Annotated in this window: 22 protein-coding genes; 15 read left to right on the forward strand and 7 right to left on the reverse strand. The window is 70.7% G+C overall.

Annotated features, from left to right (window positions below):
* Positions 1–39 precede the first annotated feature (39 nt).
* Complete coding sequence (locus H8N03_RS11570) at positions 40–360, forward strand: DUF2917 domain-containing protein (protein ID WP_187076335.1); 321 nt, start codon at positions 40–42, stop codon at positions 358–360.
* Here H8N03_RS11570 and H8N03_RS11575 read toward each other — a convergent pair.
* On the reverse strand, positions 264–1,007 hold the full coding sequence (locus H8N03_RS11575) for an aldolase (RefSeq protein WP_187076336.1): 744 nt from the start codon (positions 1,005–1,007) through the stop codon (positions 264–266). The two genes, H8N03_RS11570 and H8N03_RS11575, sit on opposite strands and share 97 nt — an antisense overlap.
* Positions 1,008–1,147: 140 nt before the next feature.
* Here H8N03_RS11575 and H8N03_RS11580 point away from each other — a divergent pair, with 140 nt between their 5' ends.
* A complete protein-coding gene (locus H8N03_RS11580; RefSeq protein WP_187076337.1) occupies positions 1,148–1,339 on the forward strand; it encodes a hypothetical protein in 192 nt (63 codons plus the stop codon).
* On the opposite strand, the gene H8N03_RS11585 is transcribed toward H8N03_RS11580, so the two are convergent.
* Positions 1,336–2,643, reverse strand: coding sequence for a Y-family DNA polymerase (locus tag H8N03_RS11585; RefSeq protein WP_187076338.1), 1,308 nt, complete (start codon positions 2,641–2,643; stop codon positions 1,336–1,338). The two genes, H8N03_RS11580 and H8N03_RS11585, sit on opposite strands and share 4 nt — an antisense overlap.
* Positions 2,644–2,807: 164 nt before the next feature.
* On the opposite strand from H8N03_RS11585, the gene H8N03_RS11590 reads away from it, so the two are divergent.
* The 5 genes from H8N03_RS11590 to H8N03_RS11610 all read left to right on the forward strand — a co-directional run bounded on the left by H8N03_RS11590 (position 2,808) and on the right by H8N03_RS11610 (position 8,445).
* A complete protein-coding gene (locus H8N03_RS11590; protein ID WP_187076339.1) occupies positions 2,808–3,419 on the forward strand; it encodes a biliverdin-producing heme oxygenase in 612 nt (203 codons plus the stop codon).
* A complete protein-coding gene (locus H8N03_RS11595; protein ID WP_187076340.1) occupies positions 3,397–5,613 on the forward strand; it encodes an ATP-binding protein in 2,217 nt (738 codons plus the stop codon). Before H8N03_RS11590 ends, H8N03_RS11595 begins: the two co-directional genes overlap by 23 nt.
* Positions 5,613–6,071, forward strand: coding sequence for a response regulator (locus H8N03_RS11600; RefSeq protein WP_187076341.1), 459 nt, complete (start codon positions 5,613–5,615; stop codon positions 6,069–6,071). The genes H8N03_RS11595 and H8N03_RS11600 overlap by 1 nt, the downstream gene beginning before the upstream one ends.
* Complete coding sequence (locus tag H8N03_RS11605) at positions 6,064–8,010, forward strand: hybrid sensor histidine kinase/response regulator (RefSeq protein ID WP_187076342.1); 1,947 nt, start codon at positions 6,064–6,066, stop codon at positions 8,008–8,010. Before H8N03_RS11600 ends, H8N03_RS11605 begins: the two co-directional genes overlap by 8 nt.
* 120 nt (positions 8,011–8,130) lie before the next feature.
* Entirely contained in the window at positions 8,131–8,445 is a 315-nt protein-coding gene (locus H8N03_RS11610) for a hypothetical protein (protein ID WP_187076343.1), read from the forward strand.
* A gap of 54 nt (positions 8,446–8,499) precedes the next feature.
* On the opposite strand, the gene H8N03_RS11615 is transcribed toward H8N03_RS11610, so the two are convergent.
* Positions 8,500–8,901 carry a LexA family protein gene (locus H8N03_RS11615; RefSeq protein WP_354005108.1) on the reverse strand — a complete coding sequence of 134 codons (402 nt, stop codon included), beginning with the start codon at positions 8,899–8,901 and terminating at the stop codon, positions 8,500–8,502.
* A 229-nt stretch (positions 8,902–9,130) separates the two neighbouring features.
* Between H8N03_RS11615 and H8N03_RS11620 the strand changes: the two genes are divergently transcribed.
* Complete coding sequence (locus tag H8N03_RS11620; RefSeq protein WP_187076344.1) at positions 9,131–11,098, forward strand: hybrid sensor histidine kinase/response regulator; 1,968 nt, start codon at positions 9,131–9,133, stop codon at positions 11,096–11,098.
* 5 nt (positions 11,099–11,103) lie between these two features.
* Here the strand turns inward: H8N03_RS11620 and H8N03_RS11625 are convergent, their stop codons facing one another.
* Positions 11,104–13,446 carry a DUF3482 domain-containing protein gene (locus H8N03_RS11625; protein ID WP_187076345.1) on the reverse strand — a complete coding sequence of 781 codons (2,343 nt, stop codon included), beginning with the start codon at positions 13,444–13,446 and terminating at the stop codon, positions 11,104–11,106.
* A gap of 149 nt (positions 13,447–13,595) precedes the next feature.
* Between H8N03_RS11625 and H8N03_RS11630 the strand changes: the two genes are divergently transcribed.
* A complete protein-coding gene (locus H8N03_RS11630; protein WP_187076346.1) occupies positions 13,596–13,793 on the forward strand; it encodes a hypothetical protein in 198 nt (65 codons plus the stop codon).
* Between the two features lie 278 nt (positions 13,794–14,071).
* On the opposite strand, the gene H8N03_RS11635 is transcribed toward H8N03_RS11630, so the two are convergent.
* On the reverse strand, positions 14,072–14,251 hold the full coding sequence (locus H8N03_RS11635) for a DUF3606 domain-containing protein (RefSeq protein WP_187076347.1): 180 nt from the start codon (positions 14,249–14,251) through the stop codon (positions 14,072–14,074).
* 212 nt (positions 14,252–14,463) lie between these two features.
* Here H8N03_RS11635 and H8N03_RS11640 point away from each other — a divergent pair, with 212 nt between their 5' ends.
* The gene (locus H8N03_RS11640) at positions 14,464–14,676 is read left to right on the forward strand and encodes a hypothetical protein (RefSeq protein WP_187076348.1); all 213 of its coding nucleotides are present in this window, start codon (positions 14,464–14,466) and stop codon (positions 14,674–14,676) included.
* Positions 14,677–14,710: 34 nt separating this feature from the next.
* Positions 14,711–15,301, forward strand: coding sequence for a DUF2059 domain-containing protein (locus H8N03_RS11645; RefSeq protein ID WP_187076349.1), 591 nt, complete (start codon positions 14,711–14,713; stop codon positions 15,299–15,301).
* A 63-nt stretch (positions 15,302–15,364) separates the two neighbouring features.
* Here the strand turns inward: H8N03_RS11645 and H8N03_RS11650 are convergent, their stop codons facing one another.
* Entirely contained in the window at positions 15,365–17,530 is a 2,166-nt protein-coding gene (locus H8N03_RS11650; RefSeq protein ID WP_187076350.1) for an AAA family ATPase, read from the reverse strand.
* Between the two features lie 424 nt (positions 17,531–17,954).
* Here H8N03_RS11650 and araD point away from each other — a divergent pair, with 424 nt between their 5' ends.
* On the forward strand, positions 17,955–19,682 hold the full coding sequence (gene araD / locus H8N03_RS11655) for an L-arabinonate dehydratase (protein ID WP_187076351.1): 1,728 nt from the start codon (positions 17,955–17,957) through the stop codon (positions 19,680–19,682).
* Between the two features lie 134 nt (positions 19,683–19,816).
* Here araD and H8N03_RS11660 read toward each other — a convergent pair whose 3' ends face one another.
* Complete coding sequence (locus H8N03_RS11660; RefSeq protein ID WP_187076352.1) at positions 19,817–20,683, reverse strand: LysR family transcriptional regulator; 867 nt, start codon at positions 20,681–20,683, stop codon at positions 19,817–19,819.
* Positions 20,684–20,773: 90 nt separating this feature from the next.
* On the opposite strand from H8N03_RS11660, the gene H8N03_RS11665 reads away from it, so the two are divergent.
* From H8N03_RS11665 to H8N03_RS11675, 3 genes are all read left to right on the forward strand, one after another.
* Positions 20,774–21,937: a mandelate racemase/muconate lactonizing enzyme family protein gene (locus tag H8N03_RS11665; RefSeq protein ID WP_187076353.1), complete on the forward strand. Its 1,164-nt coding sequence runs from the start codon at positions 20,774–20,776 to the stop codon at positions 21,935–21,937.
* Between the two features lie 109 nt (positions 21,938–22,046).
* Complete coding sequence (locus tag H8N03_RS11670; protein WP_187076354.1) at positions 22,047–23,051, forward strand: hypothetical protein; 1,005 nt, start codon at positions 22,047–22,049, stop codon at positions 23,049–23,051.
* Positions 23,048–24,034: a hypothetical protein gene (locus H8N03_RS11675; protein ID WP_187076355.1), complete on the forward strand. Its 987-nt coding sequence runs from the start codon at positions 23,048–23,050 to the stop codon at positions 24,032–24,034. Before H8N03_RS11670 ends, H8N03_RS11675 begins: the two co-directional genes overlap by 4 nt.
* The last annotated feature ends 233 nt before the right edge of the window (positions 24,035–24,267 follow it).

Raw genomic sequence — 24,267 nt, forward strand, 5'->3', positions numbered from 1 at the left:
AGTATATTGATTCGCATGCCGCATGCAAAGGAGCACGCCATGGACGCCGCACCGACCGTTTCCCTGCCCGCCCGCCAGCTGTTCGCGATCGCCGACGCGTCCACCGCGCGCATCACCTGCACCAGCGGCTGCCTGTGGCTGACGCTGGACGACGACCCGCGCGACGTGATCCTGGAGCCCGGCGACAGCTTCGCCACGGGCGAGCCCCGCCGGGCCCTGCTCTATGCCTTGCAGGGTTCGGCGTTCGTGCTGGCGCCGCAGCCTCAGCGCAGCGTGCGGCGCAGCGAGGCGAAGAACAGGTCGGACTGCATGCGTTCGCCCGCCGTCTGGGCGGCGACGCGCGCGGCGAGTTCGGGCTGAACCGGCCGCAGCGGCCGACCGGTCGCCTGCGCCAGCACCTGGTGCATGCAGGCGCGCTCCAGGTAGTACAGGTCGTCGAACGCCCAGCCCACCTGCTCGCCGCAGACGATCACGCCGTGGTTGGCCAGGAATGCGACGTCGGCATCGCCCATCGCGCGCGCGATCCGCTCGCCTTCGCCCGCGTCGAGCGCGAGCCCGTTGTACGCGGCGTCCACGGCGATGCGCCCGTGGAAGCGCATCGCGTTCTGGGACAAGGTGGTGTCCAGCCCGCCGCTGTCGGTGAGGGTGAGCGCCGTCGCGTACGGCATGTGCGTGTGCATCACGCAGGCCTTGCGCGCGATGCGGTGCACGGCCGCATGAATGAACATCGCCGTGGGCTCGACGGGGTGCGTGCCGGCCAGCCGCTGTCCTTCGGCATCGACGAGCACGATGTCGTGTCCCTGCACCTCGCTCCAGTGCATGCCGCGCGGGTTGAGCAGGAACCACTCGGGCCGCTGCGGCAGCGCGACGCTGAAATGGTTGCACACGCCTTCGCCCAGGCCGTGGTGCGCGGCGGCGCGCAGCGCGAGCGCGAGGTCGTCGCGCAGGGCGCGCACGGCGGGGGCGCGGAACAGGTCCTGGGCCTGGACGGGGATCTCGTTCTTCATGGCAGGGTGCCTCCTGCACGCCATCCTAATCGCAGCCGTTGCGCCGTGTGCGTCCTTGTCCTACGTCGGCGACAGGCCGGCGACTACAGTCAATTGCGTCCCGCAGCCCACACTCGCGGCAACCGCAGGGAGGGCAGCAGGTGGGCAAGCGCACGACCGGCTCCGGGCCCGCCAAGCCCGGGCGCAAGGACAAGGCAACGCCGCCGTCGCCGCTCGAGCGTCACAGCGGCGAAGGGTCCGCGAGCGCCCTCGAGACCCTGCAGAAGCTGGAGAAGCGCCGGGTGGCGTCCCGGCCCGCCGATCCCCATCGCGACGACGACAAGCTTTCCTAGGCCCGCGCCACCGGCAGGTCCTGCCAGCGCGTCGTGTACTGCGGCGTGCGCCATTGCTGCTTCATCGTCCAGCTCCGTGCATCGCCGCCCAGACCGGCGCTGGCGAGTTGGACCGTGCCGCGGCCGAAGCGGTCGTTCAGGCGATCCACCGCGGCCATGAGGTTGTTTCCCGAAGGCCAGGCGGCCGCGTCGCCGTCGAGCGCGAGCTCTCCCTGCACGACAGCCGCATCCTGCAGGTCCAGCAGGATCACGCCCGCCTTGTGGATGCGGAAGCCGCTGCGCCAGATCGTCCGCAGCCCGCTGAGCGCCGACGCGACGATCGCCGCCGTCTCCGCGCTCGGCCGCCGCAACGGCACCGTGATGCTGCGCGCGTACTGCCGCTCCGAGCGCCGGAAGGGGTTCGTGTGGATGAAGACGAGCACCTGCGCGGCGGTGCTCGCCTGCTGCCGCAGCTTGAAGGCGGCACGCGTGGCGTATTCGCTCACGGCTTCCACCAGCGGCGGCAAGGTGGCCACCGGGTCCCCGAAAGCGCGCGTGCAGGACACCTCCTTGCGCGCCGGCGGCACGTCCTCGACCTGCAGGCACGACACGCCCTGCAGCTCGCGCACCGTGCGCTCCAGCACCACGCCGTAGCGGCGGCGCAGGCTGGCCGGGTCGCAGCGCGCCAGGTCGAGGGCGCTCGCCACGCCGTCCGCGCGCAGGCGGGCGGTGAGTTGCCGGCCCACGCCCCAGATGTCGCCTGCATCCGTGGCGGCGAGCAGCGCATCGACGGGGACGCCGGGCGCGGACAGGTCGCAGACCTGCGCGAGCGACGCCGGATACGGCCCGCCCGGGCGGCGCTCCGCTTCCTTCGCGACGTGATTGGCGAACTTCGCGAGCGTCTTGGTCGGGCCGATGCCGATGCCGCACGGGATGCCGATCCACTGCAGGAGGCGTTCGCGCAGGCGCCGCGCGCGTTCGCGCAGGTCGCCGCGCAACCCGTGCAGGCCGACGAAGCATTCGTCGATCGAATAGATCTCCTGCGCCGGCCCCAGCCCGGCCGCGATCGCCATCATGCGGCTGCTCATGTCCCCGTACAGCGGGAAGTTGGCGGACAGCGCCACCACGCCCGCGTCGGGCAACGCGGCCCGCACTTCGTGGAAGGGCGTGCCCATGCGGATGCCCAGCGCCTTCGCTTCGTTGCTGCGCGCGATGGCGCAGCCGTCGTTGTTGGACAACACGATGACGGGCTTGCCGTTCAGGCTCGGCCGGAACACGCGCTCGCAGCTGACATAGAAGTTGTTGCCGTCCAGGAGCGCGTACATGGCCGCCACTGTACATCCATCCATGTGTTGGCATGCCAACACACACGCACATCCGGTTCGCATACCGACGCGGCCGCGGCATGTCGTCCTACACTCCGGCGCGCCGCGGGATGACAGGATCGCGCCGACCCGACCCGATCTGATTCCAAAGGTTGACCTCGCACTTGCACGCTGTTCCCGCCCGCTTTCCCGACGATCCGCCCGGCGACGCGCTCGCCGCCCTGCGCGGCGCCACGCGCGCCCACCACGACCGGGTCGACCGGCTCGTGGACCTGCCCCGCATGCAGGACCGGGACCACTACACGCGCGTGCTGCAGGTCCTCGACGCCTTTCTGGCCGGATGGGAACCGGTGGTCGCCGCGGCGCTCGGTGCGCGCTGGCAACCCTGGCTTCAGGCGCGCTCGCGCCGTGCCTTCCTGCGGCAGGACCTGCGCGAACTCGGCGCGGCGCCGGATGCACCCGCGCGCATGCCGGCCCTGGCCGGCGGCGCAGCCGCGTGGGGCTCGGTCTACGTGATGGAAGGCTCCGCGCTCGGCGGGCAGTTCATCGCGCGCCACCTCTCGCACACGGGCGCGGAAGGCCGCTCCGCCGGTTCCTATTTCCGCGGCTGGGGCGAAGCCACCGGCGGGATGTGGCGCGACGTGCGCGGCCTGCTGGCGCAGGAGCTCGACACCCCCGAGCGCATCGCGCAGGCCTGCGACGCCGCGCGCGAGACTTTCGACACCCTCGCCCACCTGCTGGAAGGCACGCTGCATGAGCGCACTCCCGCTGCCTGACCTGTCGCAGTGCGCGGACGAACCGATCCGCACGCCGGGAGCGATCCAGCCGCACGGCCGGCTGGTCGTGCTCACCGCCGACACGGGCCGGCTGGTCGCCTACAGCGCCAACTGGCCCTCGGACGCCGCGGCGCGCGAAGCGCTGTCCATGTTGCCCGTCGACAGCCTGCGGCTGCAGCCTGGCAGCGGCCCCGCATGGCTCGGCAGCCTGCCGCTCGAAGGCCGCACCTGGGACGCAGCCGCGCACCGCCAGGGCGACCACGTCCTGGTGGAATACGAACCCGGCGGCCCCGCGGCCAGCATGGTGGCGCCGATCTACAGCGTCGCCCGCGACCTGCTGCCGGTGCTGCAGCAGGCCGAGTCGGTGGCCGCCCTGTGCGAGACGGTGGCGCGCGAGATGAAGCGGCTCACCGGCTTCGGCCGCTGCCTGATCTACCGCTTCGACAGCGACGGCCACGGCGAGGTGCTGGCCGAGCGCGCGGACCCGGGCTACCACTCCTACGCGGGGCACCGCTTCCCCGCGAGCGACGTGCCCGCGCAGGCGCGCGAGCTCTATCGCGTGAACCACATCCGCCTGATCCCGGATGCCGACTACGATCCGGTGCCGCTGCTGCCCGCGGCGGACGGCCCCGAGCCCGCGAACCTGGACCTCAGCTTCGCCGCGCTGCGCAGCGTTTCGCCGGTGCACCTCGAGTACATGCGCAACATGGGCACGCTGGCTTCCATGTCCGTGTCCATCGTGGTGGGCGGGCGGCTCTGGGGCCTGATCTCCTGCCACAACCGCGAGCCGCGGCACCTGCCGTTCCAGACGCGCGTGGCGTGCGAGCACCTGGGACGGCTGCTGTCCCTGCAGATCCAGGCGCAGGAGGACAACGCGGAGGTCGCGCAGCGGCTCGCTCTGCACCAGCGCGTGCTGACGCTCGTGGCCCTGATGGCGGAAACCGACGGCACGCTGCAGCGCCTGACCGACCCCGAGCTCGCGATCGACCGGCTCACGGGAGCGACCGGCGCCGCCGTGGTGCTCAACGACAGCTGCTGGACGATCGGCGAGACGCCGCCGCAGGACGACATCCGCAAGCTCGCGCACTGGATCGTGGCGCGCGGGGAGGACCTGTTCGCCACCGACCGCCTGCCCGAGGTGTACCCGGAAGGCGAGGCCCTGCTGCCCGCCTGCGCCGGCGTGCTGGCGATCTCCATCTCGCAGGTGCACCGGCACTGCGTGCTGTGGTTCCGTCCCGAACTGATCCAGACGATCCGGTGGGCCGGCGACCCGCGCAAGACCCTGCCGGCGCACGGGCGCATCCATCCGCGGCAAAGCTTCGAGAGCTGGCAGGAGCGCGTGCGCGGCCGCAGCGCCCCCTGGCTGCCCGCGCAGCAGGCGGCCGTGTCGGAACTGCGGCAGGCGCTCATCGCGCTGGTGCTGCGGCGCGCCGAGGAAATGGCGGGCCACGCCGTCGAACTCGGGCGCGTCAACAAGGAACTGGAAGCCTTCAGCTACACCGTCTCGCACGACCTGCGCGCGCCCATGCGCCACATCGCGGGCTACGTGGACCTGGTGCTGGAGGACAACGCGGACAAGCTCGATGACCGCGCGCGCCGCTACCTGCGCCACGTGAAGGACGCGGCGTCGTACGCCGGCCAGCTCGTGGACGCGCTGCTCGACTTCTCGCGGCTGGGCCGCTCCGGCCTGAGGCCCTCGGCGGTGGACAGCGCGGTGCTGGTGGAGGACCTCGTGGAGGAACTGCGCCAGCAGGAACGCGGCCGCGCGATCGAATGGGACGTCGCCGGCAAGCTGCCCATGCTCTGGGCGGATCCGCTGCTGCTGCAGGTCGCGGTGCGCAACCTGCTGGGCAACGCGGTGAAGTACACGCGCGGCCGCGCGCCGGCGCGCATCCGCGTCACCGCGGTGTCGCTGCCCGAGGGCGACGGACTGGAAATCAGCGACAACGGCGTGGGCTTCCCGATGAAGTACGTCGGCAAGCTGTTCGGCGTCTTCCAGCGGCTGCACCGCACCGAGGATTTCGATGGCACCGGCATCGGCCTGGCCAACGTGAAACGCATCGTCGAACGCCATGGCGGCAACGTCTGGGCGCGCGGCGAGCCCGACCGGGGGGCCACGTTCGGCTTCGTGCTGCCGCCCCGACCCAAGAACAACGAGGGGGCCGCCGGCGCGCGCCCCGAGGAGTCTGCCTGATGCTCAAGCCCATCCTGCTGGTCGAGGATGACCCCCGCGACCTCGAACTGACCCTGGTGGCGCTCGAACGCAGCCAGCTCGCCAACGAAGTGATCGTCGTGCGGGACGGCGAGGCGGCGCTGGAGTACCTGACCCGCTCGGGCGAATACGCCGCGCGGCCCGAAGGCAATCCCGCCGTGATCCTGCTGGACCTGAAGCTGCCGAAGGTGAACGGCCTGGAGGTGCTGCAGACCGTGCGCAGCACCGATCCCCTGCGCAGCGTGCCGGTGGTGATGCTCACGTCGTCGCACGAGGAATCGGACGTGCTGCGCAGCTACCAGCTGGGCGTGAACGCGTACGTGGTGAAGCCCGTCGAGTTCAAGCAGTTCGTCGAGGCCATCGCGGACCTCGGCATCTTCTGGGCCGTGCTCAACGAGCCGCCGCCGGGGTCGCTCCGGACGAGGCGGCGGCATGACTGAGGCGCGGGAGGACACCCGCCCCCTGCGGACGCTCCTGGTCGAGGACTCGCGGCTCGACGTGGAGCTGCTGCGCGTGCAGCTCGAGCGCGCCTATCCCAACGTGCGGCTGGACGTGCTGCGCGAGGAGGCGGCGTTCGTCGACGCGCTGCGCGGCGAACGCTGGGACCTGATCCTCTCCGACTACGAGCTGCCCGGCTTCACCGGCGCCGACCTGCTGGAGCACCGCAACCGCATCGCGCCGCAGACGCCCTTCATCTTCGTCTCCGGCGTCATCGGCGAAGACAACGCCGTGGAACTGCTCAAGCGCGGTGCGACCGACTACGTGAGCAAGTCGCGGCTGGCGCGGCTCGCGCCCGTGCTGCAGCGCGCGCTGCGCGAGGTGGACGACCGCCGCGGCCGCGAACTGGCGGAGCGCCAGCTGCGCCACGCGGACATCATCTTCGCGCGCGTGGTCGACGGCCTGCGCGATTACGCCGTCATACTGCTGGACGACGCCGGCTGCATCCAGTTCTGGAACCAGGCCGCGCGCAGCATCTTCGGCTACGAGGCCGGGGAGGTGCTCGGGCGCTCCGCCGCCCTGCTCTTCCCGCCCGAGGCGCAGCCCGAGGCCGCCCTGGGCGCGGAGATGGACCAGGCGCGCACGTCCGGCAAGGCGAGCGACAACCGCTGGCTGATCGCGCGCGACGGCCGCCGGCTGTGGGCCGAAGGCGTGCTCACCGCGCTGGACAACGAGGACGGCCGCGGCGGCTTCTGCAAGCTGGTGCACGACGCCACCGAGCGCTACCTCGCGGCCGAGGCGCTGCGCGCCGCGAAGGAGGAAGCCGACCGGGCGAACCAGTCCAAGGACCGCTTCCTAGCCGTGCTGTCGCACGAACTGCGCACGCCGCTCGCGCCGATCACCACCGCCGTGCACGTGCTGGAGAAGGTCGCCCAGGTCGACATGCGCCACCGCGAGCTGCTGCCCATGATCCGGCGCAACGTGGCGCTGGAGGCGCGGCTGATCGACGACCTGCTGGACCTCACCGCCATCAGCGCCGGCAAGGTCCACCTGCAGCGCGAGCGCGTCGACATGCACCAGCTCACGCAGGCCGTCGTGGCCATGGTGCAGGAGACGCTCAAGGACAAGGAGATCCGGCTGGACCTGCAGCTGGAGGCGGCGAACCCGTGGGTGGACGCCGACCAGGCACGCATGCAGCAGGTGCTGTGGAACATCATCCGCAACGCGAGCAAGTTCACGCCGCGCGGCGGCCGCATCGTGGTGCGCACGCGCGACGTCGACGGCCGGTTCACGCTGGATTGCACGGACACCGGGATCGGCATCTCGCCCGAGGCGCTGCCGCGCATCTTCCGTCCCTTCGAACAGGCGGACGCGGAAGTCTCCAAGCGCTACGGCGGCCTCGGCCTGGGCCTGGCGATCGCGCAGGGCCTGATGGCGCAGCATGGCGGACAGATCGTCGCCAGCAGCGACGGACGCGGCAACGGCTCCACCTTCAGCATCGGCATGCATTGCGCCGGCTCCTTGCCGCAGCCGGACGCGGCGCCGCGCCCCGAGTCCGCGCCGGTGGACGGCGGGCGCAAGCGCGTGCTGCTGGTGGAGGACAACGAGGACGCCGCCGTGGCGCTGGCGATGTGCCTCGAGGAGTACGGGTACGTCGTGCATCACGTCGCCACGTGCGCCGATGCGCTGCGGACGGCCCGCTCGCAGGCGTTCGATGCGGTGCTCACCGACCTGGGCCTGCCCGATGGCAGCGGCATCGACGTGGGCCGCGCCCTGGCCAAGGACCTGCCGGTGGTCGCGCTCAGCGGCTACGGCCGCGAGCAGGACCGGCAGCGCTCGGCCGAGGCAGGCTTCGCCGCCCACCTCGTGAAGCCCGCGGACCCCGCGGAAGTCCACGCCACGCTCACCGACGTGCTGTCCGGCCACGCCATCGGCGCGTAGGCCGCGCGTAGCACAGCGGGTTGCCCGCGTCGGACGGTGCTTGCCGTCCGGGTCTTACAGCCGGGCTTTCGCGCGGCTCCCAGAATTCAGGTCACCAACCAAACCAAAGGGAGTCTTGCCATGCGCCAAACCGCTTTCATCCTCGCCGGCCTCGTGTCCGCCGCGTCCATCGGCCTCGTCGGCTGCGACGTGCAGAAGACCCAGGAAGGCAACGTGACCGTGCCGAAGTACGAAGTGTCCAAGACCCAGGAAGGCGACGTGACGCTGCCGAAGTACGACGTGGACGCGCCCAAGGTGGACGTGACCACCGAGAAGAAGGAAGTCGAGGTGCCGAAGGTCGGCGTCTACACCGAGAAGGAGACCCTCACGATCCCGAAGGTGGAAGTCACGCCCGCCAAGGACCGTGACGACGACAAGGTTGCCGAGAAGAAGTAAACAACAACAGCGCTACCAGGGTTACCGGGGCCGGCTTGCCGGCCCTTTTCCTTTTCAGCGGAACTTGCGGATGGCGGCCGTCACCACGCCGCAGATCGTCAGCACCTGGCCTTCGCGCGGCACGATGTCGGGAAAGGTCGGGTCCGCGGCCACGAGCTTCACGCGGCCCGCGCGCCGGTGCAGGTACTTCACGGTGAAGTCGTTGTCGACCTCCGCCACGACGATGTCGCCGTGCACCGGGTCGAGCGCGCGGTTCACGACCAGGATGTCGCCGTCGGCCACGCCGGCGCCGTGCATGGAAGTGCCGCGCACGCGCCAGAAGAAGGTCGCGGCCGGATGCGTGATGAGCAGGTCGTTCAGGTCGTGGCGCTTCTCCGCGAAATCGTCGGCGGGCGACGGGAAGCCGGCGCGCACCGTGCCCTGCACCATCGGCAGCGGCAGCGGCGCTCCGGCCACGAAGGGCCACGGACACGATCGGCGACAACTGTACACGCGTCCAGTATAGCCACGCGGGCCGCGCGCAGCCTGCGGCGAGGCTGACGTCGCGGTGCGCGCGGGACCTGCGATGCGGCGTTGTCTGGCACGCGTGCAGGACAAGGCCGCCACCTGATCAACTCACACCCAATGCACATCGAAGGCGCTTAGACTCTGGGCCCACCGGCCCCGCGAGCCGGACGCCTCGCCCGTGCCACACAACGCCATACCTGCCCACGTCCTGCTGGTCGACGACCAGCCCGCCAACCTGCTGGCCCTGGAAGCCGCACTGGATTCGCTCGGCGTGAACCTCGTGCGCGCCGTCTCCGGCACGCAGGCGCTCGCCGCGCTGGAGAAGCAGGACTTCGCCGCCGTGCTGCTCGACGTCCGCATGCCGGGCATGGACGGCTTCGAGGTCGCCCGCGAGATCCGCTCGCGCGCGCGCTCCCGCTTCACGCCCATCCTCTTCGTCACCGCGGGCGACGACCCCGACGAAGCCATGCTCTCGGCCTACGCGCTCGGCGCGGTCGACTTCCTCTCGAAGCCGCTGCGCAGCGAAGTGCTGCAGGCGAAGGTCGGCGTGTTCGTGGAGCTCTATCGCAGCAAGGAGGAGTTGCGCGTGCGCGAGCGGCGCGACTTCGAGCAGCGGCTGGAAGCCAAGGAGGAGCGCTACCGCGCGCTCTTCGAGTCCATCGACGAGGGCTTCTGCGTCGTCAAGCTGCTGCGCGGCCCCGACGGCGAGGTGTACGACCTGCGCTACGAGGAGGCCAACGAGGCCTTCAGCATGCACACCGGGCTGGAGAACCCGGTCGGCAAGACCATGCGCGAACTCGTGCCCGGCTACGAGGGCACGCGCTTTCCCGTGTACGACCGCGTCGCGCGCACCGGCGAGGCGACGCGCTTTGTGCAGGAAGACCGCACCATGCAGCGCTGGTTCGACATCTACGCGAGCCGGCTCGGCGCGCCGGGTGGCGACCTCGTCGCGGTGCTCTTCTCGGACATCACGCAGCGCCTGCTCGCCGAGCAGGACCTGCGCCGGCTCAACGAGGAACTCGCGCAGGCCAACCGCCGCAAGACCGAGTTCCTCGCCACGCTCGCGCACGAGCTGCGCAACCCGCTCGCGCCCTTGTCCAACGGCCTGCACCTCATGCGCATGGCCTCCACCAAGCCGGAGCTGCTGGAGAAGACCCGCCAGATGATGGAGCGGCAGATCCAGCACATGGTGCACCTCGTCGACGACCTGCTGGACGTCGCGCGCATCAGCACCGGCAAGGTGGAACTGCGCCGCAGCCGCATCGACCTGCGGGACGTGGTCGCCACCGCCGTGGAGACCAGCGCCTCGCTGGTCGAGGCGGGCGGCCACCAGCTCACCGTGGACGTGCCCGACGAGCCGCTGCCCATGGACGCCGACCCGACGCGCATCGCGCAGGTGGTCAGCAACCTCCTGAACAATGCCGCCAAGTACACGCCGCAGGCCGGACGCATCGCCCTGCAGGTGCGCGTGGAAGGCAACGAGGCCGTGCTGAGCGTCAGCGACACCGGCATCGGCCTCGCCCCCGACGCGCTCGACAAGGTGTTCGAGATGTTCGCCCAGGTCCCCGGTGCGGGCAAGCCGCAAGGGGGCCTCGGCATCGGCCTGTCGCTGGTACAAAGCCTGGTGGCGCTGCATGGCGGCAGCGTCTCCGCATCCAGCCGCGGCCCCGGCCAGGGCAGCACGTTCGCCGTGCGCCTGCCGCTCCTTTCGCCCGATTCGGAGGTGACCACCCTTATGTCGCAGCCCGCAAGCTCCACCCAGCCCGACCAGCTGCACGTGCTGGTCGTCGACGACAACACCGATGCCGCCGAAAGCCTCGGCGTGCTCCTGGACATCGAGGGCCACGCGGCCCACATCGCGCACACCGGCGCCGAGGCGCTGCAGCTCGCGCAGACGCAGCCGCTGGACGTCGTGTTCCTCGACATCGGCCTGCCCGACATGACGGGCTACGACGTCGCCAAGCGCATGCGCCTGCTGCCGAGCATGCAGAAGACGCTGCTCGTGGCGCTCACCGGCTGGGGCACGGAAGACGACCGCCAGCGCACGCGCGATGCCGGCTTCGACCGGCACCTCACGAAGCCCGCGGAACTGCCCGCCGTCGAGGAATTGCTGCGCGCCGCGGCGCAGGCCAAGCGCGACGGCTAGGAGCGCTACACGCGCGACAGCAGGCCGCGCGCGATCTCCTCGAGCTCGCGCGCGAGCGGCGCCACCGCGTCGTCGCCGCTCTCGCCGTTGCGCGCGCGCTGCCAGTGCGCGATGAGCTCGGCGCGCCGCGCTTCCACCGCCGCCACCACCTCGCTGCGCCAGGATTGCGGCAGGCCGCCCTCGCCTTCGCCCGGGCTGCGGTGCGCCGCGGCCAGGTAGGCCAGGAGCAGGCTCTCGGTGAGCGTCTGCAGCAATTCGTCGCCGATCTGCACCTGCGGCTGGCCCGTGGCGCTGCCGCGGTTCTTCCAGGCCGCGGCGGCATACGCGGCGCCACCGCCGATCACGGCACCGAGTGCCGTCGCGGCGCCCAGCGTCAGGCCACCGGTGATCAGGTCGATGCCCGCGCCCATCGCGGCGCCCGTGGCAGCGCCCGCCATGCCGGCCTGCGGCGAGTCCACGGTCTGCTGCTCGCTGAAGCCGCTTTCCATGCGCGCGCCGGACAGCGCCGCCACCGGCGTGCCGGTGCGGTGCAACTGCACCAGCGCGGCGAAGGTGTCCGCCTCGCCCGCGCGCAGCCGCTGCAGCAGCGCCGAACGCGCCGCCTCGCGCGCGCGCTGCGCCGCGTCGCGGTCCGCGGCGCTCACGAGTTGCCGGAGGCTGACCGGCGCGCTGCCGACCTCCTCCGCGTCGCGCGCGGCGCGCACCAGTTCCGCGGCCACGCGGTGCATGGCCTCGGTGAAGCGCACCGCGTTGCGGTCCTTCCAGGTCGCCGCGATGCGCTCGAAGCCGGCGCGCTTGCCGGTCGGCATGCGCGCCGCGGCGGCCTCCAGCAGCAGCGGGTCGCGCAGCCAGTGCGCCATGGAACGCTCCAGCGGCAGCACTTCGGCGGCCAGCCCCAGCCGCTGCACCGCGCTGCGGTACGGCACGTCGTCGCCCGGCACGAGCAGCAGCGCGGGCTGCGCGACCCAGTGCAGCAGGCGCGTGGCTTCCTGCACGTCCACCGGGCTGGCGGGCAGCAGCAGCAAGAGGTCCGTCTCGGCCAGCGCGCTGCCGACCGCATCGTGCGCCAGCGCGCGCGGCGCCGCCTTGAAGCGCCCGAGCAGGTCCTGCAGCCACGCCTGCGCGGACGGCAGCCCGCCGGCATGCGCCGCCACGGCCGGCGCGGGCGGCCGGTAGCCAGGAGGCACCTCCAGCACCCGCAGCACGTCGCCGCGTGCCGTGCCCAGCACGGTCCACGGGCCTTCGCGCGGCGGCGGATGGTCCGACACCTCGCGCAGCATGCGTTCCCAGGCCTCGTGCCCGCCGCCTTCGCTGGCAAGCACCGCGAGCGTCACGCGCGCCGGGCTCACGCGCGCGAGCAGCTGCACGAAGTACGCGTCCCGCAAGTCGATGGGCACGGCGCGCGCGAGGCGCCGCCGCTGCCAGTGCGACCAGCCGGCCAGCAGCGCGCGCGGCACGAGCACCACGACGAGCAGCAGGGCCACGTACATCCAGACCCAGCGCCGCGCTTCCTCCACGCCGATGGTGGCGCCGGAGCGGAAGTGCATGCGCTGCAGGTCCGCGACGCTGAACGCCTCGAAGGGCAGCAGCGCCACCACGGGCGCGAACATCGCGCTCAGGAAAGCGTGCACCTGGCCCACCTCCAGCAGCGTGCTCTCCCAGCCGACGCGGTACTCGCGCACCACGCCGCCGAGCACGATCGAGATCGCCAGCCCCACCGCCCACCCCGCGGCGGCGAGGTGCAGCAGCTCCTTGCCCCACAGCCACTGCTGCGCCCCGGCGACGCGCAGCCAGTGCTGCTGGAAGCGCGCGAGGACGTCGGCCCGCAGCCGGCCGGTGCGGCGCCCGTCGCCCGGCGCGCCTGCCAGCCAGCGCTGCACGTGCCCGAGCAGGCCCTGGGGCGCCGCCGCGCGCGGCCACAGCGCCGACACGACGAGCATCACGTAGACGGCGAGGTTCCAGGCGAGCACGCCGAGCAGCGGCGGCGACAGCATGTTCACCTGCTGCGGGTTGTCGATGCGGTCCATCGCCGCGCCGAGCACGCACGCGAGCAGCGGCAGCAGCACGAGCAGCCAGGAGCGCCAGGGCTCCGGGTCCTGCAATGCGGCCACGCGCGGGTTGCGGTTCTCCACCGTGGCGAGCACGCGCCGCGCGCGCTCCCGCAGGTAGTCGGGGATGTCGATGCCGCCGGCGGGGCCCTGCCGGCTGGCCTCGAGCGCCTCGCGTTCGAGCTTCTCCCGCTCGACCTCGCTCAGGAGCCTGCCCTGCGTGTCGGCGTCCTCGATGGCGCGCACCAGCACCAGCTGGCGCGCGCGGGCTTCATCGAGATGCAGGATGCCGTCTTCCACGTACTCCGAGTCTAGATGCGGGTGGGCCTGTCGTGGTGGCGGACACAAGCCGTAACCGATCTTCATCCTTCTTCGTGCACGCCGGTGCGCCGCGACACGGCGCCCGCGTTGAATGCCTCATGGGGCGCAGTCGGCCCGGGCGAGGCGGCATGGTGGACACGGTGGGCAACGGTACGCAGGCGGGCCAGCGGCCCGGCGGCCAGGGCAGCGACAGGCGCCCGGGCCGCAGCGGCGAAGGTGCCCGCAGCGCCTTCGAGCAGCTCATCCAGCAGGAGCGCCGGCGTGCTGCGCAGCTCCCGCAGGAGGCCGCGGCCGAAGCCGCTCCGCCCCCGCCGCGAGGCGGCTAGGAGCCTGCGCGGCAGAGAAACGGGCCTGCGCCGGTGCCTGGAAGCGTGCCAGGCTAGGCGCGGCCGACGCCGTGTAGTTCATCTACACAAGGAGGTCGCAACAACGCATGGCACGCTTCCAGGCACCGGCCCGAAGGGTTGGGCCGATAAGGGGGCGCCTGCGTCGTTGCGAAAGCGGGTCAAGCCGGCCAGGCTTGACCCACTTTCGCGCCTAGCATCCGCCCCCTTCTCGGCCCAACGCAGGCCCGTTTCTCTGCCGCGCAGGCTCCTAGGCGCGATCAGCGCGCCTGGCGCAGGAAGCGGCGGACGTTGTCCGGATCGTGGCCGACGTACGTGACCGCGTGTTCGAGTTCGGCCTCGCTGCACCCCAGCCAGTTGCACCAGTTGCGGCGCTCCCATTCGGGCTCCAGGTGGATCAGGAGCTGCTCCGCGGCCATCTTGTTCGCATCTTCGGACATGGTTCGTTCCTCCTTGCCGATGCCCGAAGGTTAGGCGGCGCCCCGCGCTGCCGCGGCAGGACGGCGGTGCCGCATGGCGTGCGCGCGCACTTGGCGCGGCTGTAGGAAGCACCACTGCGGGGCCGCCCCTCGTCCTTCCTGCGCGATGGCGCTGCGACTACAAGGCCGTGCCTGCCGGTCGTCGACCATGGCGCATTGCCAAGGAGGTCCCCATGCTGCTGCGCAAGCTCATCGTCTTCGCCGTGACCAGCGGCCTCGCCAAGAAGGCCTGGGACCAGGTCCGCAAGGACCAGGCCCACAAGCGGCTGCCGGTCGACATCACCGAGGTGGTCGCACGCCCCGTGGCGACCGCCGACCCTTCGCGGCGGCGCACGGTCGCCGAGCGGATGGGCGCGCGTCGCCGGCGCGAGGGCCCGAGCGCGTAACTTTGCGGTTACGGGCAGGGATTACACTGCCCCGATGTTCCAGAAAACCCTGCTGATCCTCGCGATCGCCGCCGCGTGCACGACGGTGCACGCCCAACAGACTTCCACGCCCGCGAAGAAGGAACTCGTCGCGCGCATCCTCAAGATCCAGCAGCCCGCGATCGACACGATGGCGCAGGGCCTGGTGCAGCAATCGCTCGGCCCGCTGCTGGAGCAGGTGGACAACGCCGTGCGCCGGGTGCCCGCCGAGAAGCGCGACGCGGTGACCAAGGGCATCCAGGCCGACATCCGCAAGTACGTCGACGAGACCGTGCCGCTGGTGCGCGACCGCGCGAACAAGGTGGCGCCCACGACGGCGGGCGCCATCCTCGAAGAGAAGTTCACCGAGGACGAACTCAAGCAGGTCATCACGCTGCTCGAGTCGCCGGTGCTCACGAAATTCCAGGCGGCCGGCGCCGACATCCAGCGCGCCCTGGTCCAGAAGGTGGTCGCGGAAACGCAGCCCCAGGTGGAACAGCGCTTCCAGGCCCTCGAGGACAGCATCGCCAAGCGCCTGGGCATCGCGCCGCCCGCAGGCGGCAATGCACCGGCCGCTTCGGGCGCACGCGCGCCGGCGAAGAAGTGACGCGCACGCCGCCATGAAAAAAGGCCCGCAGCTGCGGGCCTTTTGCATGGCGGCGTCGTTCCGTCAGCCTGCCGCGGCGTCGGGCGCGGGCTGCGCCGGCTGCGCGCTGGCCGCGCCGTTGAGGCCCACGCGGCTGTCGAAGCTGTGGCACGCCGCCTCGAACGCGCGGATCTCGTGCAGCGCGTCCTTCAGGCTCATCTCGCCCTGGTCCATCAGCTTGCCGGCCAGGTGCTCGGTCAGCGGCTTCAGGCGCGCCAGCGCGGACTTGGTCTCGCCGTACAGGCGCTCGCTCTGCAGCTCCATGATGGAGCGCGTTTCCTCGTCGACGGTGCGGTTGCCGCTGTCGTTCAGCGCCCCGAAGTTCAGGCGCGTCTTGCGGTACATGCCCATCTCGGCGACCGCGTGGTGCAGCAGCTTGGTGACGCGCGTGATGTCGTTGTGGGCGCCGTTGGTGGTGCCCTCCTCGCCGAAGAACAGCTCCTCGTTGGCCATGCCCCCGAGCAGCACGCGCACGTCGTGCTCGATGTCGGACTTGGTCTTCAGCAGGTTGTTGCCCTGCTTGTGGAACACAAAGCCCAGCGCGTTGTTGCGCGGGTTGGCCTTCAGCGAGATCTTGATGGTCTTCATCTCGCCGAGGATCTTCTCCCAGTCGCCGCCGGCCTTCTTGCGCTCCAGCTCGAAGTCCACCAGGAAGTGGCCCCACTCGTGGATGGCGATGATGCGGCGGTCGCGCTCGCGCTCCTTCGTGGTGTTGGAGTTCACGTTGCCGACCAGCACGCGCTCGGCGGCCTGCATCAGCGTGTCCGCGTCGATCAGCTCGCCGTGCTGCACGGCGGTGATGCCGGCCTGGTTGACGATGGTCTCGAGGTCGGCGGGGCTGCGCCCCTCCGTGATCTCCACGATGTGGCGCAGGTCGAGGTCGTTCGCGACCTTCTCCGAGCGCTGCGCGAGGTAGTGCTCGAAGATCGCCCGGCGTTCTTCCTTGTTCGGCAGGCGGAAGTCCACCTTCATCTGGAAGCGGCGCAGCATGGCCTCGTCCATCGCCATGGACTCGCTGTTGAAGTTGGAGGCCACGATCCAGATGATCTCGGCGTCGCTCTTGGTGCGGACGCCGTCGAGGATCGCCAGCAGCATGTTCTGCGTGTCGTCGTCGAACTTGCGGTGGCCGCCGCGCTTCATGAAGAGGTCCTGCGCCTCGTCCAGGAAGACGATGCAGCGCTTGCGGCGCTTGGCCATGGAGGCGATGCGCGCCAGCGTGTTGGAGCCGCCGGCCACGTAGCCGGTCTCCAGGTTCGCCGCGGAATGGAACAGGATCGGCAGGCCCAGCTCCTTGGCGAGGTAGCTCGCGAGCTTGGTCTTGCCGGTACCGGCCGGTCCGCTGAACATCACGTTGAACGGCTTGTCGATGCCGTACTCCGCGTAGTCCGCGCGCCGCTCGTACTGGTCCTTGATCTGCCGCACCTCGGACTTGATGTCGTCCATGCCGACCAGGTCGTCGATGGAACCCTGCACCTGGGCGGGCTCGATGAAGCGCAGCGACTTGAACTGGCCCTTCAGGTGGAAGGCGAGGAAACCCAGCAGGCCCACCGTGAGCGCCGCGGACAGCACGCCGCTCACGCCGGCCTTCCAGCCGTCCTTTTCGGACTGCGGGCGCGCGCCGCTGAAGCGCTCGTCCAGCTTCTCCAGCATGTCCTGGCTGGTCGCGGACAGCTCGCCGCGCGGGACGAAGACCATCTTGGGGCCCCACGAGGCGGTCACCGCCTTGTCCGCGAAGATCTTGGTCTCCATGTCGCTCGGGTAGTACGCGTACTGCGTGCCCTTCGACTCGATCAGGACGATGCGCTCGGAGACGTTCCACATCAGCGGCTTGTAGACCACGGTAATGCGTTCGACGGGATTCGCTTCCAGGAAGCCGAGCACGGAGCCGGAGCCGAAGACCACCGGCAGCTTCTCGTTGAGCGTCCACATCGCCTCGGCGCCGGTCTGGCCGGCCATGGCCTTGACCTGCTCGGCGACCGCGGCCTGGCGCTGCCACACGGTGAACGAATACACCCCGGTCACCGGGATGAGGATGGCCACCGCGATCAGCATGCACTTCATGGCGGTGGACTGGATGGTGAACCAGTCGGAAAGACGGGCGCCCAGCTTCCTGAGGCTGGGCCAGAGGCTGGAGGACGCACCTTCGTCGGCGTCTTCCACGGTGTCTTTCTTGGCGGCGAGGTCGGACATGGGTTCCTGCTCGGGTTGGCTGCGCGCGGCGCGTGCAGCACGGAAATCGGTTCCGGAGAGCCTCCGAAAAGAGGCGACTCTTGTCAGAGTCATCCTACATAAAGGGTTCCCGGGAAGCGAGATCAAAAATGTTTCGCCAGGGGGGTGGAAACGGCGGCGTGACAAATTCACGAACGCCCCGGACTCCGCCCGTTGCGCGCTTGCACAGGTCCCCGGCGGCGGGAACCCCGGCACGACTTGTGCAATCAGAAGGATTGAGCCGGGTTCTTTTTCAAGTTTCTTTCCCGGCTACTTATCCCCTCGGGGCAGCAGTGCCCCGGGGGATTTTTTATTGTGCTCCCGGTGCGCGGCGCGAGCACGGCGGGCGGCCTTCATCCCTACGGCACCTCGGGCATGCGCGGCCGCGCTTGCTACAGTGGCGCGCATGCCGCTGCAGAAACTCCGCAGCCAGCGCTGGCTGGCACGCGACGACTTCCGTTCCTTCAACCATCGCTCGCGCGTGATGCAGATGGGCTTCGACCCCAAGGACTGGGAAGGCAAGCCCGTCATCGCGATCCTGAACAACTGGAACGACTACAACCCCTGCCACCAGCACTTCAAGCACCGGGTGGACGAGGTCAAGCGCGGCGTGCTGCAGGCCGGCGGCTTCCCGCTGGAGCTGCCGACCGTGTCGCTCGGCGAAGCGATCATCAAGCCCTCCGCCCTGCTCTATCGCAACTTCCTGGCGATGGAAGTGGAGGAGATGATCCGCGCGTACCCCGTCGACGGCGTGGTGCTGATGGGAGGCTGCGACAAGACCACGCCGGCGATGCTGCTCGGCGCCACGAGCGCGGACGTGCCGGCGATCTTCCTGCCCGCGGGCCCCATGCTGCGGGGCATGTCGCGCGGGCAGACGCTGGGCTCCGGCTCCGACGCCTTCAAGTACTGGGACGAGCGCCGCGCCGGCACGATCACCGAGCCGCAGTGGCAGTCCATCATCGGCGGCATCGCGCGCAGCGCCGGCACGTGCATGACCATGGGCACCGCCAGCACGATGACGTCCATCGCCGAGGCCATCGGCATGACGCTCCCCGGCGCGGCCTCGATCCCCGCCGTGGACGCCGGGCACCAGCGCATGGCCGCGCAGTGCGGCCGCCGCATCGTGGAGATGGTGCTGGACGACCTGCGGCCGGCGCGCATCCAGACCCGCGAAGCGTTCCTCAACGGCATCACCGTGGCGATGGCGCTGGGCTGCTCCACCAACGCCATCATCCACGTCATCGCGCAGGCGCGACGCGCCGGCCAGGAGATCGGCCTCGCCGACTTCGACCGCATCAGCCGCGAAGTGCCGGTGCTGGCGAACATCCGACCCAACGGGACCAGCCAGTACCTGATGGAGGACTTCCACTACGCCGGCGGGCTGCCGGCCCTGATGTCGCGCCTGAAGCCGCACCTCGCGCTGGACCAGCTCACGGTCAACGGCCGCACCCTCGGCGAGAACCTGGAAGGCGCGGAGTGCTTCAACGACGACGTGATCCGCCCCCTGGCCGACCCGGTGTACCGCGAAGGCGCGCTGGCGGTGCTGCGCGGCAACCTCGCACCCGACGGCGCGGTGATCAAGCCGTCCGCGATGAGCGAGAAGTTCCTGCAGCATTCCGGGCCGGCCATCGTCTTCGACGACTACCCGAGCCTGAAGAAGATGCTCGACGACCCGCAGGCGGACGTCACCGAAGACCACGTCATCGTGCTGCGCAACGCGGGCCCCAAGGGCGGCCCCGGCATGCCCGAGTGGGGAATGATCCCCCTGCCCGTGAAGCTGCTGAAGGAAGGCAAGCGCGACATGCTGCGCATCAGCGACGCGCGCATGAGCGGCACCAGCTACGGCGCGTGCGTCCTGCACGTCGCGCCCGAGGCTTTCGTCGGCGGCAACCTGGCGCTGGTGCGCACGGGCGACCGCATCAGCGTCGACGTGCCGAACCGCAGCCTGCGCGTGGAGATCCCCGACGAGGAGATGGAGCGCCGCCGCGCGGCGTGGAAGCCGATGCCGCCGCGGTTCGCGCGCGGCTACGGGTGGATGTTCACGCAGCACATCCTGCAGGCGAACGAAGGGTGCGACATGGATTTCCTGCGGACGGAGTTCGGGGAAGCGGCGGGGGAGCCGGATATCTTCTGAGCGCCGAATCGGTGGGGTTCGCTTCGCTCACCTGCGCGCGCTACCGCGCGCCCACCCTGCAGGGAACCGGCGCGGCCGGAATGTAGAGTGGCGACGCGACAGCGTCGGACGGTGAGCAACGCGAACCCCACCGATCACCCTCCCCCCTCGCTCGCCGCCCGCCAGAACCCCTCCGCGTGCGGCGTCATCACCTCGGGATCCCGGTACAGCCGGACCTCCACCGGCAGCCGCCAGTGCACCGGCCCCGCCACCTGCAGGCGCCGCGCCGTGAGCTCCTCCCGGATCAGCGACTCGGGCAGCCACGCCATCCCGCGGCCTTCGAGGGCCATGGACTTCAGGACGGACGCGAGCCAAGCCGTGAACACGGTCTGGAACCCGGCCGCCGCCAGCTCCGCGCCGAGCGCGTGCCGCACGATGCGGCCCAGCCCGGACTCGTCGCTGAACCCGAGCAGCGCCCGCTCCGGCGCGCCCGCCGCATGCACCGGCAGCAGCATGTCGGTCCCGACGACGATCGACGGGACGCCCGCCGCATCCAGTTCGCCACGCCCGCCGGCCGGCGCATGCGCGATCACGAACTGCACCTGCCGCTGCTGCAGCAGCCCCTCGCAGCGCGCGAGCACGTCCGACACCAGCCGGATCGGCCCGCCCGCCGTGTGCGCCTCCAGCGACTGCAGCCAGCGCGGCACGAAGGTGAAGGACAGCGCGTGGGTCGCGGCCAGGCGCAGCGTCGTCGCGTTCGCCTCGGCATGGGCGCGCGCCTGCGGCGGCAGCCCGGCCACGCGGGCCAGCAGGTCCTCCGCCTGCGGGCGCAGCCACTCGCCGGCTGCCGTGAGGCGCGCGGGCTGGGTGCTGCGGTCGAACAGGTCCACGCCCAGCCACTCCTCGAGCGCGCGGATGCGCCGGCTGAACGCCGGCTGCGTCATGTGGCGCTCCTCCGCGGCGCGCGAGAAGTTGCCGCTGGCGGCGAGCGCGAGGAAGTCCTCCAGCCAGGTGAGGTTCATGGGCGGTGCCGTGGCGGCATGGAAACCGAGAAAAGAAGCATTGGCGTGCGCGGCGTGCCTTGGCGATGATCCGTTTCCCAAGGAGCATCCATGAAGATCGTCGAGATCCGCGAAAAGACCGTCCCCATCGCCTCGCCCATCCGCAACGCGTACATCGACTTTAGCAAGATGACGCTGAGCCTCGTCGCCGTGATCACCGACGTGGTCCGCGACGGCAAGCCGGTGGTGGGCTACGGCTTCAACTCGAACGGCCGCTACGGCCAGGGCCAGCTGATGCGGGAACGCTTCCTGCCGCGCCTGACCGAAGCCAAGCCCGACACCCTCCTGGACGCCCGCGGCATCCTCGATCCCCACAAGATCTGGGACACGCTGTTCCGGAACGAGAAGCCCGGCGGCCACGGCGAGCGATCGGTGGCCATCGGCACCATCGACATGGCCGTGTGGGACGCGGTGGCGAAGATCGAGAACAAGCCGCTGTTCCAGCTGCTGGCGGACCGCTACGGCGACGGCTCCGTGAACCGCAAGGTGTTCGTCTATGCGGCCGGCGGCTACTACTACCCGGGCAAGGACGACGCGCAGCTGAAGGACGAGATGCGCAGCTACCTCGACCGCGGCTACTCCGTGGTGAAGATGAAGATCGGCGGCGCCTCGCTCGCCGAGGACCAGCGCCGCATCGAGTCGGTGCTGTCCATCCTGAAGGACGGCCAGCGCCTGTGCGTGGACGCCAACGGCCGCTTCGACATGGACACGGCCATCGCGTACGCGAAGGCGCTGCAGCCGTACAACCTGTTCTGGTACGAGGAAGCCGGCGACCCGCTGGACTACGAGCTGCAGGCCGTGCTGCGCAACTACTACACCAACCCCATGGCGACGGGCGAGAACCTGTTCTCCATGCAGGACGCGCGCAACCTGGTGCGCTACGGCGGCATGCGCCCCGACCGCGACTGGCTGCAGTTCGACTGCGCGCTGTCGTACGGGCTGGTCGAATACCTGCGCACGCTGGACATGCTGAAGCAGCACGGCTGGTCACCCGCGCGTTGCGTGCCGCACGGCGGCCACCAGATGTCGCTGAACATCGCCGCCGGCCTGGGCCTGGGCGGCAACGAGTCCTATCCGGACCTGTTCCAGCCCTATGGTGGCTTCCCCGACGGCGTGAAGGTGGACGACAGCTACGTCACCATGCCCGACCTGCCCGGCATCGGCTTCGAAGGCAAGAGCGACCTGATCGCGGAGATGCGCAAGCTGTCGGCGTGATCGACGGCGCCGGACGGCGTGGATCGCACGCCACATCGTCCGCGCATGCCTGTTCGCGTCCCGAGGACGATGCGCTACGCTCCCGGCCACAACGACCGGGAGGAGATCGATGGGAGTGATTCGCTGGGGGGCCGCGGCCCTCGCGGCTGCGTTCGCCCTGCACGCGCATGCGGCCGGCGAGGATGCTGGGATGCGCGAGCAGATCCGCGACGAGGTGCAGCGCCTGTTCGCGGCGGGCGACTATCGCAAGCTCGAGGCGAGCTACAACGACGTGCTGGCGAAGCGTGCCAGGACCTACAGCGGCGAGTACATGGCCGACGTCATGCGCAAGGCGGTGGCGGAAGTGCCGGGAGCGCCCGCCGGAGACCACGGCATCTGGGAACGGAAGGAACGCGCACTGCAGGACTGGCTGCGGCAGTACCCCCGGTCGACGCTGGCAGCGGTGGGACTCTCGCGCACCTACCTCTCCCATGGATGGGCCTGGCGGGGCGGCGGCTACTCGCGCGACGTCAGCGACCAGGGGCGGCAAAAGATGGCGGAGTACACGCAGCGCGCCTACGACACGTTGATGGCGCAGCAGGACGCCGGCCGCAGCGACCCTTACTGGTATGCGCAGATGCTCATGGTCTCGCGCATGCAGGGCTGGCCCCGCGAGCGATTCGTCCAGCTCGCCGGCGAGGCGACCCAGGCCTTCCCGCTGAACCAGGACATCTACCTGGCGGCCGCCAACCGCCTGCTGCCGCAGTGGGGCGGCAGCATGGAGGCGTTCGAAGGCTTCGCCGACTACGCCGTGCAGCGGTCCCGCGCGAGCGAAGGTGAATCCATGTTCGCGCGCATCTACGTGGGGATGGCGGAGCAGATGCACCTGGACCTGTCGGCGCCCGGCAGTCCGTGGCCGCGCATCCGCGCCGGCTTCGAGGACCTCGTGAAGCGCTACCCCGACAGCTCCAACCTGAACCAGTACGCCTGGTGGGCGTGCCAGGCGCGGGACATGGAGACCGCACGCAAGGTCCTGGCGCGCATCGGGGACCAGGTCGAGCCGGACGTCTGGCCCTCGCGTGCCAACTACGTGCGCTGCATGCAAGCCGCCGGCGTGCAGAGGGCGACGCCTTGATCCGCGCGGCGGCCCTGGCGGTCGCCCTCCTGAGCGCCGGTGCCTTCCCCTCCGTGCACGCGGAGATCAGCGACGTGAAGGACGTCCACGCGGCGTTCGCGGCGCAACGCTACGACGAGATCGAGGCGCTCTACGACAAGGTCCTGCGCGAGCGCAGGCGCGCGGCCGACGGGCGTTTCCAGTCCGAGGTGTTCCTGGGCAACCTGCCCTGGTACTCGGACGACGACCCGGCCAGCGAGAGTTACTGGCCGAAGGTGGATGCTGCGACGGCCGCCTGGCTCGCGCACTCGCCCGGTTCGCCGCTGGCCGCCATGGTGCGCGCGCACGTGCTGGCCCGCCGGGGCAACAGGCTGTCGGCCATCGGCCGCTGGAAGGAAGTGGACGCACTCGTGGCCGAAGCGCGCCGCCTCCTGGCCGGCGCTCGCGAGCAAGGCAAGAGGGATGCGAACTGGCATGCAGTGCGCCTGCGGGTGCTCGGGGTGGAGGGCGTGCCGCGCGAGGACGTGCTGGATGCGATCCATGCGGCCGCGGCGGTGGACCCGTACCCCTTGCGTCCCTGGCAGTTCGCCGCGCTCGCGCTGTCGCCGGATGGCCGCTCCACCGGCGACCTGCCCTGGCTCATGCGGCTCGCCGTGGAGCGCACCCGCACGACCGAGGGCACGACCATGTATGCGCGGGTGCTCGCGTCCGCGTACTGGCACTTCCCCCATCTCGCGGCGCATCCCTTCGGGCACGACGCGCTGGACTGGAACGTGGCGCACCGCAGCTTCACCGAGCTGAAGCAGCGCTACCCGGAAGGCTACGAACCGAATCTCCACGGCGCGCTCGCCTGCTTGGCCGGCGACCGCGCGGTCACGGCAGCGGCCCTGGCACAGGCCGGCGCGTACGCGAGAGAGGACGTGTGGAAGATCTGGGGTGGCGACAAGCACCTCGCCCGGTGCAGGGCATGGAGCACGGGCGAGGCGCAGGGTCCGCGCGCCTGAGTGCCACCCGTCCCCGCGCACCCGCCGTTCAACGGATCCCGTCCACGTTACGTTCACGCGCGCGCCGCCGGCGTGAACGAGTGCCGGGACGAACCGCCCGTCCCGCGCGCCGCACCGCCCGGGCCCCTGCGACGGGCGCGGTTTGTGAGCCCTCGTGATCCGGCGTGAGCAGCTGTGACAGCCATGCGTTGCTGGCTGCCAAACGGCGGCGCCGGGCGGCCGGAGCGGATTGC

This window comes from Ramlibacter cellulosilyticus, from assembly GCF_014297465.1.
Classification (GTDB): Bacteria; Pseudomonadota; Gammaproteobacteria; order Burkholderiales; family Burkholderiaceae_C; genus Ramlibacter; species Ramlibacter cellulosilyticus.